This window comes from Parasedimentitalea nitratireducens (assembly GCF_057444295.1).
Window position 1 is genome coordinate 73337 of sequence record NZ_JBYAXC010000006.1, and the last position, 12900, is coordinate 86236.

Annotated in this window: 14 protein-coding genes; 11 read left to right on the plus strand and 3 right to left on the minus strand. The window is 55.1% G+C overall.

The window, feature by feature from the left end; genetic code table 11:
* Nucleotides 1-47 precede the first annotated feature (47 nt).
* Nucleotides 48-2783 carry a type I DNA topoisomerase gene (topA, locus tag AC2T28_RS17085; RefSeq protein ID WP_486749851.1) on the plus strand — a complete coding sequence of 912 codons (2736 nt, stop codon included), beginning with the start codon at nt 48-50 and terminating at the stop codon, nt 2781-2783.
* A gap of 114 nt (nt 2784-2897) precedes the next feature.
* On the plus strand, nt 2898-3431 hold the full coding sequence (locus tag AC2T28_RS17090; RefSeq protein ID WP_486749852.1) for a superoxide dismutase family protein: 534 nt from the start codon (nt 2898-2900) through the stop codon (nt 3429-3431).
* Nucleotides 3432-3562: 131 nt separating this feature from the next.
* Here AC2T28_RS17090 and AC2T28_RS17095 read toward each other — a convergent pair whose 3' ends face one another.
* A complete protein-coding gene (locus tag AC2T28_RS17095; RefSeq protein ID WP_486749853.1) occupies nt 3563-4138 on the minus strand; it encodes a TetR/AcrR family transcriptional regulator in 576 nt (191 codons plus the stop codon).
* Between the two features lie 67 nt (nt 4139-4205).
* On the opposite strand from AC2T28_RS17095, the gene AC2T28_RS17100 reads away from it, so the two are divergent.
* The 3 genes from AC2T28_RS17100 to AC2T28_RS17110 all read left to right on the plus strand — a co-directional run bounded on the left by AC2T28_RS17100 (nt 4206) and on the right by AC2T28_RS17110 (nt 6084).
* Entirely contained in the window at nt 4206-4631 is a 426-nt protein-coding gene (locus tag AC2T28_RS17100) for a VOC family protein (RefSeq protein WP_486749854.1), read from the plus strand.
* Nucleotides 4632-4747: 116 nt separating this feature from the next.
* A complete protein-coding gene (locus tag AC2T28_RS17105; protein WP_486749855.1) occupies nt 4748-5446 on the plus strand; it encodes a CoA transferase subunit A in 699 nt (232 codons plus the stop codon).
* Between the two features lie 11 nt (nt 5447-5457).
* On the plus strand, nt 5458-6084 hold the full coding sequence (locus AC2T28_RS17110; RefSeq protein WP_486749856.1) for a 3-oxoacid CoA-transferase subunit B: 627 nt from the start codon (nt 5458-5460) through the stop codon (nt 6082-6084).
* Nucleotides 6085-6202: 118 nt separating this feature from the next.
* Here the strand turns inward: AC2T28_RS17110 and AC2T28_RS17115 are convergent, their stop codons facing one another.
* Nucleotides 6203-6496 carry a hypothetical protein gene (locus AC2T28_RS17115; RefSeq protein WP_486749857.1) on the minus strand — a complete coding sequence of 98 codons (294 nt, stop codon included), beginning with the start codon at nt 6494-6496 and terminating at the stop codon, nt 6203-6205.
* Nucleotides 6497-6640: 144 nt separating this feature from the next.
* Nucleotides 6641-7435, minus strand: a complete 795-nt coding sequence (locus tag AC2T28_RS17120) for a lytic transglycosylase domain-containing protein (protein WP_486749858.1) — start codon at nt 7433-7435, stop codon at nt 6641-6643.
* 347 nt (nt 7436-7782) lie between these two features.
* Between AC2T28_RS17120 and AC2T28_RS17125 the strand changes: the two genes are divergently transcribed.
* The 6 genes from AC2T28_RS17125 (at nt 7783) to AC2T28_RS17150 (ending at nt 12877) form a co-directional block, all read left to right on the plus strand.
* The gene (locus AC2T28_RS17125) at nt 7783-7962 is read left to right on the plus strand and encodes a hypothetical protein (RefSeq protein WP_486749859.1); all 180 of its coding nucleotides are present in this window, start codon (nt 7783-7785) and stop codon (nt 7960-7962) included.
* A 92-nt stretch (nt 7963-8054) separates the two neighbouring features.
* Nucleotides 8055-8231 carry a hypothetical protein gene (locus AC2T28_RS17130; RefSeq protein ID WP_486749860.1) on the plus strand — a complete coding sequence of 59 codons (177 nt, stop codon included), beginning with the start codon at nt 8055-8057 and terminating at the stop codon, nt 8229-8231.
* A gap of 115 nt (nt 8232-8346) precedes the next feature.
* Complete coding sequence (cpaB, locus tag AC2T28_RS17135; RefSeq protein ID WP_486749861.1) at nt 8347-9207, plus strand: Flp pilus assembly protein CpaB; 861 nt, start codon at nt 8347-8349, stop codon at nt 9205-9207.
* A 220-nt stretch (nt 9208-9427) separates the two neighbouring features.
* Entirely contained in the window at nt 9428-10825 is a 1398-nt protein-coding gene (locus tag AC2T28_RS17140; protein ID WP_486749862.1) for a type II and III secretion system protein family protein, read from the plus strand.
* A gap of 16 nt (nt 10826-10841) precedes the next feature.
* Nucleotides 10842-11468, plus strand: coding sequence for an OmpA family protein (locus AC2T28_RS17145; RefSeq protein WP_486749863.1), 627 nt, complete (start codon nt 10842-10844; stop codon nt 11466-11468).
* A gap of 170 nt (nt 11469-11638) precedes the next feature.
* Entirely contained in the window at nt 11639-12877 is a 1239-nt protein-coding gene (locus tag AC2T28_RS17150) for a CpaE/TadZ family protein (protein ID WP_486749864.1), read from the plus strand.
* Nucleotides 12878-12900 lie beyond the last annotated feature (23 nt).

The following is a 12900-nucleotide window of genomic DNA, read 5'->3' on the forward strand; positions in this document are numbered from 1 at the left end:
GCCCGGCCATAGAACGTGCCGTATCCGTCCCATGAGGTTTGACCTAAATGCCCGTAGTTGTTGTAGAATCGCCAGCCAAAGCCAAGACGATCAATAAGTATCTTGGCTCTGACTACACCGTTCTGGCATCTTACGGCCACGTGCGTGACCTTCCGGCCAAGAATGGATCGGTCGATACAGACAATGATTTCGAGATGACTTGGGAGGTCGGGAACGACAGCCGCAAGCATATGAAGGCCATCGCCGACGCGCTCAAAGAAGACAACGCACTGATCCTCGCGACCGACCCCGACCGCGAGGGAGAGGCAATCAGCTGGCACCTGCAAGAAGCACTGACCAAACGGCGCTCTATTAAAAAGAGCACGCCTGTCAGCCGCGTGACATTCAACGCCATCACCAAGGATGCCGTGCTCGAGGCGATGGCTAACCCGCGCGAGGTCGACATGCCGCTCGTCGAGGCCTATCTGGCCCGCCGCGCGCTGGACTATTTGGTGGGTTTCAACCTGTCGCCGGTTCTGTGGCGCAAACTGCCCGGTGCCCGTTCTGCTGGTCGCGTACAATCCGTTTGCCTGCGCTTGATCGTTGAACGTGAGCTGGAAATCGAAGCCTTCAATCCGCAGGAATACTGGTCGGTGCGCGCCTTGCTCACCACCCCGCGCGGTCAAGAATTTGAGGCCCGCCTGACAGTGCTGGCTGGCGATAAGCTCGACAAATTCAGCCTCGCCAACTCTACCGCTGCTGAAATGGCGGTTCAAGCCGTTGCCAGCCGCGATCTGTCGGTGCAGTCGGTCGAGGCCAAGCCCGCCGCCCGCAACCCATCCGCCCCATTTATGACCTCGACCCTGCAGCAAGAGGCCAGCCGCAAATTTGGCATGGGTGCCAAGCAATGCATGAGCACTGCCCAGCGTCTGTACGAGGCCGGATACATTACCTATATGCGGACCGACGGCATCGACATGGCCCCCGAAGCGGTGTCCGAGGCGCGCGCCGAAATCGACAAGCGTTATGGCGGCATGTATGTCCCAGACAAACCGCGGGTCTACAAAAACAAGGCCAAGAACGCCCAAGAGGCGCACGAATGTATTCGCCCCACCGACATGAGCCGCGATGCCGCCAGCCTGAAAGTGACCGAACAGGACCAGCGCAAGCTCTATGACCTGATCTGGAAGCGCACCCTGGCCTGCCAAATGGCCAGCGCCAAGATGGAGCGCACCACGGTTGATATCGGCTCGGATGACAAACAAGTCGTGCTGCGTGCCACTGGTCAGGTTGTGCTGTTTGACGGCTTTATGCGCGTCTACGAGGAAGGCCGCGATGACGTCGTGCAAAGCGACGATGACAAGCGCCTGCCCCAGATCATGCAGGGTGAGCCCGCAAAATTCGCAGATGGCTCGCTGGTTGGTCAGTTCGACAAGGTCGGCAAAGATGGTGCCAAACGCGAACTCAGTGGTGACCTGCACAGCAATGGCTCTGCGCTGCTGTCGCAGAATGAATCAGTGCTGGCCGTACAGCACCACACCTCGCCGCCGCCGCGCTATACCGAAGCAACCCTGGTCAAAAAGATGGAAGAGCTGGGCATTGGCCGCCCGTCCACCTATGCCAGCGTCATCACCACGATCCAGGATCGTGAATACGTTCGCAAAGACCAAAACCGCCTGCACCCCGAAGACAAGGGGCGGATCGTTACCATCTTCCTGCTGAATTTCTTCCGCAACTACGTTGGCTATGAGTTCACCGCCAACCTCGAAGGGCAGCTCGATGACGTCAGCGCTGGCGATCGCGACTACAAAGAGCTGCTTGGCGGCTTCTGGCGCGATTTCTCGGCTGCAATCTCCGAAACCTCGGACCTGCGGATTTCCGAAGTGTTGGACGTGCTCGATGACGCCTTGGCCCCACAGCTCTATCCGCCACGCGAAGATGGCACCGACCCACGCGCCTGCCCCAAATGCGGCGCCGGGCAGCTACACTTGAAGTCCTCTCGCACCGGCGGCTTTGTCGGCTGCGGCAATTATCCCGAATGTAACTACACCCGCCCCATCTCGGGCGAAGGTGCCGAAGGTTATGAAAAGATTCTGGGCGAGGATGCCGGCGACGAGATCCACCTGAAATCCGGCCGCTTTGGCCCCTATGTGCAGCGCGGCGAGCCAACACCTGAAAACAAGAAACCACCACGCTCCTCGCTGCCCAAACAGGGCCGAGAATTCCTCCCTGGCTGGGGCCCAAACGAGGTAACACTGGAACAGGCCGTCACCCTGCTGACCCTGCCGCGCGAAATCGGCCAGCACCCCGAAGGCGGCGCCGTTGCGTCCAACCTCGGCCGTTTTGGCCCCTATATCATGCACCAACTGGCGGATGAAGAAAAACCAGTCTACGTAAACCTCAAGAACACCCTGGATGTGTTCGAGATTGGCATGAACCATGCAATGGAGATGCTGGCTGAAAAACGCGCCAACCCTGGTCGTGGTCGTCGTGCGGCGGCCAAGGCGCTTAAAGAGCTCGGTGAGCATCCAGATGGTGGCGGTGCGGTCAACATCATGGACGGTAAATATGGTGCCTACGTCAAATGGGAGAAGGTGAACGCCACCCTGCCCAAGGATGTCGAAGTCAAAGACGTCACCATGGAAATAGCGGTGCAGTTGCTGGTCGAAAAGGCTGGCAAGAAGGGCACCAAGAAGAAAGCCGCTCCAAAAAAGAAACCGGCAGCCAAGAAGAAGCCCGCCGCCAAAAAGGCGCCAGCCAAGAAGAAGGCTCCGGCGAAAAAGGCTTCCTCAGAAGACAGCTGACCAAAGCATCGTGAAATCGCGGATATAAACCCGGCACCTCTTGGGCGGTGTCGGGTTTTGTTTTAACCTGCTCTCGTTGTTCACCAGTTAGCGGGAGTTCGCGCGATGTTTCTAATGTCTAATTTTAAGTCTCTCACCCTCGGCACCATTTTGGCCACCAGCACCGCCCTGTCAGCCTCTGCTGGCGGCCATATCACCGGTGCCTCAGCCGATTTGATCGGCAATGACGGCACCGTCATTGGCCAGGCCACTCTGAGCAAGGGCCCACACGGCGTTCGCATCCACGTCAAGGTTTCCGGCCTGACACCCGGCGCCCATGGGTTGCACCTGCACAGCCACGGCATGTGCGACACCGGAGATGGATTCAAATCCGCCAAAGGCCATGTGGGCAAGGTCGAAGGCGCCCATGGTATGATGAACCCAGACGGTCCCGAGCCCGGTGACCTACCCAATATCTATGTTGCAGCCGACGGCACCGGAGAGATGGAAACCTTCACCAACCTGGTAACTCTGGATGGCGGCGACCATCCGTTGATTGACGAAGATGGTTCCTCCTTTGTGATCCACGAAGGCCCGGATGACCACATCACCCAACCCATTGGCGGCGCCGGTGCGCGGGTGGCCTGTGGCGTGATCGCAGCCAATTAGACGCAACAGGACAGGGCAAAGCTCATCCTTTTCATCTGGCTATAAATATCCCGGGGAGCGCGAGGGGCTGGCCCCTCGCCTCTCACCTCAACGCACGCAGTTCACACCAAAGTTCTGCGCAGCGTTCCCCCTCAGCTCATTACAGCGTTCAACAGCCCAGCCATCGCCCGCTCATAAGGAAGACTATCTTCACCAGCAGCAATCGCCAAAGCCGCTCGGTCATAGGCCGCCGATAGAACCTGGGTCAGCGTCTGCAAGTCTGCTTGCGATAAGTCCGGCTTTGCCTGCGCCAGCCCATCCCGCAGCGCCGCACGTCCGCCGCCGGCATCTATCTCGTCCATCTCCTGCGCCCCCAGAACCGCAGGCCCATCCACCAACAACAGCTGCGACCGCCCGGCTTTCGCCATCGCTTCAAAATAGGCCCGGCTCCCGGCGTCCATTGGGTCAGCCTCACCCGCAGATGCCTCTTCAATCGCCAACTTCAGATTTTCCGCCTCGGCCATAACAACCGTGCGAAACAAATCCTCCTTGTCGGCAAAATGGTGATACAGCGCCCCCCGAGTCACCGCTGCCGCTTTGACAATCTCCGGCGTCGATGTCGCGGCAAAGCCCTTTTCCACAAACAAGGCCCGCGCGGCCTCGATCAGTTTCTTACGCATCGCAGCACGACGATCCGCATTGGGGGTTGGTTTAGATTTATCTTGCATACATGCAGCCTGTATGTTTATTGATTCACATACATACACACTGTATGTTCTATTCTGGAGATACAAGATGAAACCAACACAATTCTATCCGGTCATCCAAACCAACGACGTGAACGGCACCGCCAGTTTTTACCAAGACCACTTTGGTTTTCGCGCCGTGTTCACGTCAGACTGGTACATCCACCTGCAATCAAACGCCGACCCAGCGGTGAATATCGCAGTTTTGGACGGATACCACGAAACCATCCCCCCATCTGGGCGCGGGCTGTCCAAGGGCGTCATTCTCAATTTTGAGGTGCCGGACGCCAAAGCCGATTATCAGCGCCTGACCTCCAAGGGTCTTCCGGTTCTCAAAGACCTGTGTGACGAGGACTTTGGCCAACGTCACTTCATTACTGCCGATCCCAATGGAGTTCTAATCGACGTCATCACGCCAATCGCGCCGTCTGGCAGCTATGTGGAACAATACAGCGCTGATGCTCTTCCAGCGTGATCGCAGATTACCGGGGCAAGTCGCTCGGTAGAAATACTCGAATCTCTCAGTATTGTTGACTTGCCCCCTCCCCAGCGTCAGAACCTGTCTCAAAGGTATGTTGCTGGGAGTTTTCCATGAAAAAAGTGTATGCAAACGCCGCAGAAGCGCTCGACGGGCTGCTTCATGACGGCATGTTCATCGCGGCGGGTGGCTTTGGCCTCTGCGGCATTCCGGAATTGCTGCTGGACGCGATCAAAGACGCCGGCACCAAGGATCTGACTTTTGCCTCCAACAACGCGGGCGTTGATGACTTTGGCATCGGCATCCTGTTGCAGACCAAGCAGGTCAAGAAAATGATCTCGTCCTATGTGGGCGAAAACGCTGAATTCATGCGCCAGTATCTAAGCGAGGAACTGGAACTGGAGTTCAACCCCCAGGGCACCCTGGCTGAACGTATGCGCGCCGGCGGCGCTGGCATCCCGGGCTTCTACACCAAAACCGGTGTGGGCACCGTCATCGCCGAGGGCAAGGACCACCGCGACTTCAACGGCGAAACCTACATCATGGAAGAAGGCATTGTTGCCGATCTGGCCATCGTGAAAGCCTGGAAAGCCGATGAGACCGGCAATCTTGTGTTCCGCAAAACCGCTCGCAACTTCAACGCCCCTGCTGCCACCTGCGGCAAGGTCTGCGTGGTCGAGGTCGAAGAGATTGTACCAACCGGCTCACTGGACCCAGATTCAATCCACCTGCCCGGAATCTATGTGCACCGCATTATTCAGGGCACCCACGAAAAGCGCATCGAACAGCGCACCACCCGGCCAGCGGCATAAGGAGAGCGAACATGTGGGATCGTAACCAAATGGCGGCGCGGGCCGCTCAGGAACTGCAAGATGGTTGGTATGTGAACCTCGGCATCGGTATTCCAACGCTGGTGTCCAACTATATCCCTGAAGGTGTCGAAGTGACCCTACAGTCGGAAAACGGCATGCTGGGCATGGGCCCCTTCCCTGTTGAGGGCACCGAGGACGCCGACCTGATCAATGCAGGTAAGCAAACCATCACCGAACTGCCCCAAACCGCTTACTTCGATAGTGCACAGTCATTTGCCATGATCCGCGGTGGCAAGATCGCCATGGCCATCCTTGGCGCGATGGAAGTGGCTGAGAACGGCGATCTGGCAAACTGGATGATTCCTGGCAAGCTGGTCAAAGGCATGGGCGGCGCTATGGATCTGGTCGCCGGTGTTGGCCGCGTTGTTGTGGTGATGGATCACACCAACAAACATGGGGCCTCAAAGGTGCTCAAAGACTGCACCCTGCCGCTGACCGGCAAGGCTGTAGTGGACCGCATCATTACCAACCTAGGCGTTCTTGATGTTGTCGAAGGCGGCCTGAAGATCGTTGAAACCGCCGAAGATGTCACCGAGGCTGATCTACGTGCAGCAACCGAGGCAACCATCATTGACTAAGTGAACTGCCACAGTTCACCAAGCCTGTAATACAAGCCCGCCCTGATTGGGGCGGGCTTTGTTTGTTGAACCCTTCTATGACTGACTGACCCAGCCCCCCTGTCTCGCTTACATGGCTCTACAGAACCCAAGCGGTAACGGGATCGAATATGGTCTGCTGAAGCAGATGTAGTGCCCTGTCCTGTTTATCGGCAACAAATATCACCCCCACAAACAGCGCCGCGCTCAGACCGATCAGTTTAAACCCCGAAACATTTCGGCCGGGAAGACCGCTCGCAAGTGATAGCCCAAACGACACAGCGATAAGACGTCCAAAGTACCCAGCCACTGCAATGCCGGCAATAATCACCCACTGCCCCGACCAAAACTGTGGGTCACTTACAATGGCATACAGATCAAACCCAATTTCCACCAAACTCTCCGACAGAAACAACTTTAAGAAATATAGGCTTAAATTTCACACAACCTACAGCAACGCAAGCCGCTACTTGGGATCTTGTCCCAGTCATGTGAAAAGCAGATTTGACGGCGTATCAGCCAGAGCGCAGAGCGCGTCCTATTGCATAGTCCGGAACACACATCCGTCTGTAACCAGTTCAGGCGGTGTCAGGCAAAGTCCCCTGGCCACCTGAAACGCGGCCAGCACTTTGGGCACATAGTCCCGGGTTTCAGCAAACGGCGGCACCCCCTGGTGTTCGCGAATGGACCCTTCTCCGGCGTTGTAACCCGCTAGAACCAGAACCGGGTCCTCGTCAAAGTGCTCCATCAGCCAGTTCAGGTATTTGACGCCTCCTTGAATATTCTGCTGTGCATCCAACGGATCGTCTACTCCGAACCTCTGGGCGGTGTCGGGCACCAGCTGCATCAACCCCTGTGCGCCCGCAGAACTAAGCGCATCAGCCCTCCCGGCCGACTCGACAGCGATTATCGCCAATATCAACGCAGGCGATACATCCGTACCGATGCTCTCGGTCAAAATTGCGATTCCATGTTCCTGGGCAATGTCCTGAAGCAGTTGCAACCGTGGCGCCGCAACACTGAGATCCCCAGCCAGCACCTCCAACGCGTTCCCTAACCGCCCCGGACCTGATGCGGTCAGGTCTGGAGAGACTTGTTCCCAGAACCCTCCATATAGCGCAGCACTGCCACCTGTAGGTTCCAACGGGTCAACCTGTGCCGCAGCTGGAGCCTGAGGCTCTTCGACCTGAATGGTGATACGCTGACGCGCCCCCGGCTGCGGAGGGCGCACTCTCTTAGCCTCAAATTCCGGAAAGGGGGTGGGTGTCTGCGCCGCTCCCAAAGTTGGAATCAGAACAGCAAACACAAACAGCGATAAAACACGATGAAACATGGGTCAGCTCGATACAGTTTTTAATAAAATACCAACCCTTTGGGCAGAAAAACCAGAGCTTAGGGCTGAAATCTGACGGTTTCGCCACATTTGCCACGCGGCGCCACCGGTTTGTCACGGAAAAAAAGAATTAATAAAACGTTTATATCTTTGTTTTCAGCCAGTTACCCAAATTCCTGCCAAAAAGTTAAACTAAGGCGGTGATTTCCGATTTTTGGCCCAAATGCTGCCACGCTCCGGGGGGTATAAGTGTTCATACCAAGTCGGACAGAGCTTCGCAGGAGAGAGCAGGCTCACACAGGACGGCAAGGTCGAAACACATATCAGATCCTTTGGAGGGACACACAATGATCAAATTCTTCAAAAACTTCCGCAAAGACGAAGCTGGCGCCGTGACTGTTGACTGGGTTGTTCTGACAGCCGCTGTTGCTGCTCTGGCTGGCGTTGTTTTCACTTCGATCCAAAGCGGTGCATCTGACCTGACTAGCGCTACAGGCACTTACCTGACTAGCCAGGCACCTTCCTAAGCCTCTGGTTCTAGTGGTTTAAGTTTGGGGGCCGCGTCTTTGATCCAAAGGCGCGGCCCTTTGCCCAGGAACTCTCCTAAGTGAGGTTCGTCATGAATAGACTAAAATCCTTTTATACCGATGATGACGGTGCAGTGACTGTTGATTGGGTGGTTCTAACAGCCGCCATAGTTGGTCTCTGTGTTTTGATTGCCTCGGCAATGCAAGACGGTGCGCTTGGCCTGGCAGATGCCATGGCTGACTTTATGTCCAATTGGACATTTAGCTAACACAACCGCACGCCCCCGCCATAGTCAGCCCACGCCCTGATCACCATTTGGTTCGGGCAATGCAAAAATCCGGTTTCGTCAATCTTTTACGGCGGAACCAAAGAGAGGTAACACAATGCGCGCAGTTTTCGGACTGGTATTGATTGTCGGTGTCGCCCTGGCTGGCGGTGCTGTCATGATGGCCAAAAACTATATCGCTGAATATCAGAATGCGCTGGCTCACGCGAATTCTCAGAAAGTAGAAAACATCGCCACCGTTGATGTTTTGGTTGCCAACACAGCCATGAAATATGGTGAACGCCTCACGCAAGATGCGGTTCGGGTGGTCAAGTGGCCTCAGAACAGCCTTCCCGAGGGCACCTATAGCACCATGGAAGCGCTCTTTCCGCCAGAGTTTGCTGGCGAATCCCGTGTTGTACTGCGCACTATTGAGCCAAACGAAGCAATTCTGACTGTAAAAGTCACCAAGCCTGGAGAAGATGCAGGCATTACATCCCGCCTGAAACGCGGCATGCGGGCTTTTGCTATCAAAGTTGATGTTTCTTCAGGTGTATCCGGCTTCTTGCGACCCGGTGATCGCGTCGATGTGTACTGGACAGGAAATTTGGGCGACGCAGATGAGCGCCGCCGGGGCGAATTGACCCGATTGATACAGGCCAATATCGAGTTGATTGCTGTGGACCAAAGCGCAGGTGGCGACATCGATAGCACAATCATCGCACGCACTGTAACTGTCTCAGCCCTGCCTGAACAGGTTGCTGCACTGGCACAGGCTCAAACGACGGGTCGCTTGTCGCTGTCTCTTGTTGGTGCCGAAGATGACACCATTGCCTCGTTTGTTGAGGTTGACCAACGCTCTCTGCTTGGACTGGGTGAACGTACCGCAGCCCCAGAACGCGAGGTTGAAAAGGTCTGCACCATCCGCACACGGCGCGGTGCCGAGGTTGTGGAAATTCCAATACCTTGTACCAATTAATGCACTGAACAGTGGCTGGTTTCAGCTCTGGAAAAGCGAAAAGTCAAATGTTGCAAGGGCCGCCCGGTTGGGTGGCCCTCATTAGTATATGTTGCCATGACCCCACATTGATCCGGCCACAACACCCAATGATTCTTGCAATAATTCACAAGTTAGCCCACAGTATAAAAAAACGGGCAAAAAGACCCGACAACGAGGCGTGATCGGAGAGGCAGGTCACATGAAAATTAAAACTATAGTAACAGCAGCCCTTACCGGGTTTGCTTTGATCGGCAGTCCCATGACTGACGCTGCGTTTGCACAAAGCGTGCGTGTCGTCAAAAAAGGCACAGAAGCTCAGCTCAGCGTGCCGATGAACCGGGCTGTTGTCGTTGAAAGCGAAGTTCCGTTTTCAGAACTCAGCATTGCCAATCCTGGTATTGCCGACATTTCGTCCCTATCCGACCGCACCATTTATGTCTTGGGTAAATCACCAGGGTTGACGACGCTGACTCTATTGGATGCAAGCGGCCGACTGATCACCAATGTCGATGTACGCGTTGCTGCTGATGTGAGTGAATTCAAAGAACGACTGCGTCAGATCCTACCAACAGAAAAAATTGAAGTGCGCACTGCCAATGACGGCATTGTCCTTTCCGGTACAGTATCCAGTGCAGCACGACTGCAACGCGCTTTGGATCTCGCCGAACGATATGCCCCCGAGCGCGTATCAAATCTTATGTCCGTTGGTGGCGTTCAACAGGTGATGCTCAAGGTTCGCTTTGCGGAAATGCAGCGTTCCGTTTCGAAATCTCTCAGCGCATCACTGGGTTTCAATGGCACCGGCATAAACGGCGGCGTAAATACACTGAACAACCAACTTTCTTTGACCAATGCGCTCAACAACAATATCCCGGTGTCCAACACCAATACGGGTGCGGTGGTTTTTGGCTTTGATGTTGGATCAGTACAGGTGGCCCTATTGCTCGAAGCACTTGAGCAAAAAGGTATGGTTCGAACGCTAGCCGAGCCCAACCTTTCGGCTTTGTCTGGGCAGGAAGCGAAATTCCTTGCTGGTGGTGAATACCCCATCCCCGTTTCACAGGAAGATGGCGTCACCACCATCGAGTTCAAACCCTTTGGTATTGAGATGAACTTTATTCCAAGGGTTGTTGATAGCGATCTGATCAACCTTGAACTCAATACCTCTGTCTCTGCAATTGATCCAACCAACTCTATCAACATTGATGGATTGTCCGTCGCGGCCTTCTCGCGCCGGGAAACATCAACCACAGTTGAAATGCGCGATGGAGAGAGCTTTGCGATTGCAGGGTTAATCCAGGATGATTTTCTCGACAATTCATCTCAACTGCCTTGGTTAGGCGATGTACCGGTTCTCGGCGCCCTGTTCCGCAGCGCTGATTACCAGCGCAGCCAGACCGAACTTGTGGTCATCATCAGCGCACATCTCGTTACCCCAACCCGTGGTGAAGCCCTAAGCCTCCCTACTGACCGGATTAAGCCGCCGAGCGAAAATGAACTTTTCCTGTACGGTCGTGTTGCCCGTGAACAGACAGGCCCAGCCAGTGAAGTTGCCAAGCAAGACTTCAGTGGCTCCTATGGCTATGTGATGGACTAACCAAAGGATGACGCAGATGATCAAACATGCAGCGTTTCTGGGTCTCGGCTTAACAGTCAGCGCCTGTGGCTATGAAGCTGGACACGAACTTGACAGAGGCAACTTTGGCAATTCAACACTAAACAACGCTTTGGTGATGAGTGGAGAGCGTGACTATGCGATCCAATTGGCGAGCCGGTTTGCCAAGGAGGTACCTCCCACAATCAACTTTGAATTTGATAGCGCCCATCTTGATGCCAGCGCACGTGCGGTTCTGGATCAACAAGCGCATTGGATCAAACAATTCCCCGAAGTTCGCTTTCGCGTCTTTGGACACACCGACGCCGTTGGTTCGTCAAGCTACAACAAGTCGCTTGGTATGCGTCGGGCACGTGCTGCTGTAAACTATCTGGTGTCACGTGGCATCAGCAGGTCCAGACTGGAAGCGGTTGTTTCGCATGGCGAAACCCAGCCACTCATCGTTAGTCAGGATCGCGAACGTCAAAATAGACGTACGGTAACCGAAGTCTCCGGTTTCCTGAAAAACCATCCCGCATTGTTGGATGGGAAATACGCGCAAATCGTTTATCGCGATTACATTGCCAGTGCAGTTCCAGCCACGACGCTAACCGCTGAACAATCGCTGGCTTCCTCGATAGAATAGGCCGGCCAAGCGTCAGCTGTTCAGACTTTCCCAACTATTGGGGCATTTTGGCCCAATTATCGCCAAATTTACGAACGATAACTATCCTCAAGAGATGACGTGCGCCAACTGAGTCGCACGTCAGAACGGACAGGTCAAACCTGCCGCTCTCCGCAATGAGGATAATGGCAATGAGCAGTGTAACGCCGCAACCAGAAAACAACGCAATTGTCGCCTGCACCGTCAGCCGCGACGTGCAGAACTTCGACCTGCTGATCGAAGACATGGAAGCCTCGATGGGCGAAAGCTGGGGAGACCTGGGTTTTGCCGAGGCTCTTGCCTTCTTTAATCAACCCGAAGCCGAAGCCCTCGAATTTGTGGCTCTGGCGATTGATGGCCATGACGAAGACAATCTGGTGCTTATGGGTGAAATTATCACCCAGGCCAAAGCCCGCCAAATCAAAGTCATTCTCATTGCCGAAGACGTAACCCCGGCATCGCTGCACCAGCTTTTGCGTCAGGGCGCTGACGAATTTGTCCCCTACCCTCTTCCGGAACAAGAGTTGCAAGCCGCGATTGAGCGGGTGACCACCCCAGAACCGCAACCAGAGCCTGTTCAGCAAAATCCACACCAGCTTCAGTCTGGCAGCGCCCGCGAAGGCGCCGTGATTGTGTGTCAGGGCATTGCAGGTGGATCAGGCTCTACAACTCTGGCTGTGAACCTTGCCTGGGAACTGGCGGCGCTAAGTGAACAAGAAAAGCCAAGTGTCTGCCTGCTGGATTTCGACATGCAGCACGGTTCGGTGGCGACCTATCTGGATCTGCCGCGCCGTGAGATCGTTATGGAAATGCTGGGTCAGATTGATGAAATGGACGCCGAGATGTTCGGCCAGGCTCTGCTCTCTTTCCAAGACAAGCTACAGGTCCTGACAGCGCCGTCAGAAATGGTTCCGCTTGAATTCTTCACGTCCGAAGACATCGAGCGCATTGTTGCCATGGCACGCAGCCACTTTGACTTTGTGGTAATCGATCTGCCGCGCACCTTGGTGCAGTGGTCCGAATGCGTTCTCAACATAGCGCATGTCTATTTCGCCATGATCGAACTCGACATGCGGTCGGCACAAAATGCACTGCGGATGAAACGTGCGTTGCAGTCCGAAGACCTGCCGTTTGAAAAGCTGCGTTTCACACTGAACCGCGCGCCAAAGTTCACCGATCTTAGCGGTAAGAGCCGGGTAAAGCGTATGGCTGAATCGCTTGGCATTTCCATCGACCTGCAGCTGCCAGATGGCGGCAAACCGGTTGCTCAATGCTGCGACCATGGGCTTCCTCTGGCGATCTCGGCACCCAAAAACCCACTGCGCAAAGAAATCGCCAAGCTGGCACTTTCACTGCATGAACTTGGTCAGCAAGACGCAGCTGCCGCGTAACTCAATATGATCCCTTTGGGGAG

Excerpts from the sequence above, each read along its gene's own strand:
- topA (WP_486749851.1), top strand. The coding sequence starts at position 48 with ATGCCCGTAGTTGTTGTAGAATCGCCAGCCAAAGCCAAGACGATCAAT.
- AC2T28_RS17090 (WP_486749852.1), top strand. The coding sequence starts at position 2,898 with ATGTCTAATTTTAAGTCTCTCACCCTCGGCACCATTTTGGCCACCAGC.
- AC2T28_RS17095 (WP_486749853.1), bottom strand. The coding sequence starts at position 4,138 with ATGCAAGATAAATCTAAACCAACCCCCAATGCGGATCGTCGTGCTGCG.
- AC2T28_RS17100 (WP_486749854.1), top strand. The coding sequence starts at position 4,206 with ATGAAACCAACACAATTCTATCCGGTCATCCAAACCAACGACGTGAAC.
- AC2T28_RS17105 (WP_486749855.1), top strand. The coding sequence starts at position 4,748 with ATGAAAAAAGTGTATGCAAACGCCGCAGAAGCGCTCGACGGGCTGCTT.
- AC2T28_RS17110 (WP_486749856.1), top strand. The coding sequence starts at position 5,458 with ATGTGGGATCGTAACCAAATGGCGGCGCGGGCCGCTCAGGAACTGCAA.
- AC2T28_RS17120 (WP_486749858.1), bottom strand. The coding sequence starts at position 7,435 with ATGTTTCATCGTGTTTTATCGCTGTTTGTGTTTGCTGTTCTGATTCCA.
- AC2T28_RS17125 (WP_486749859.1), top strand. The coding sequence starts at position 7,783 with ATGATCAAATTCTTCAAAAACTTCCGCAAAGACGAAGCTGGCGCCGTG.
- AC2T28_RS17130 (WP_486749860.1), top strand. The coding sequence starts at position 8,055 with ATGAATAGACTAAAATCCTTTTATACCGATGATGACGGTGCAGTGACT.
- cpaB (WP_486749861.1), top strand. The coding sequence starts at position 8,347 with ATGCGCGCAGTTTTCGGACTGGTATTGATTGTCGGTGTCGCCCTGGCT.
- AC2T28_RS17140 (WP_486749862.1), top strand. The coding sequence starts at position 9,428 with ATGAAAATTAAAACTATAGTAACAGCAGCCCTTACCGGGTTTGCTTTG.
- AC2T28_RS17145 (WP_486749863.1), top strand. The coding sequence starts at position 10,842 with ATGATCAAACATGCAGCGTTTCTGGGTCTCGGCTTAACAGTCAGCGCC.
- AC2T28_RS17150 (WP_486749864.1), top strand. The coding sequence starts at position 11,639 with ATGAGCAGTGTAACGCCGCAACCAGAAAACAACGCAATTGTCGCCTGC.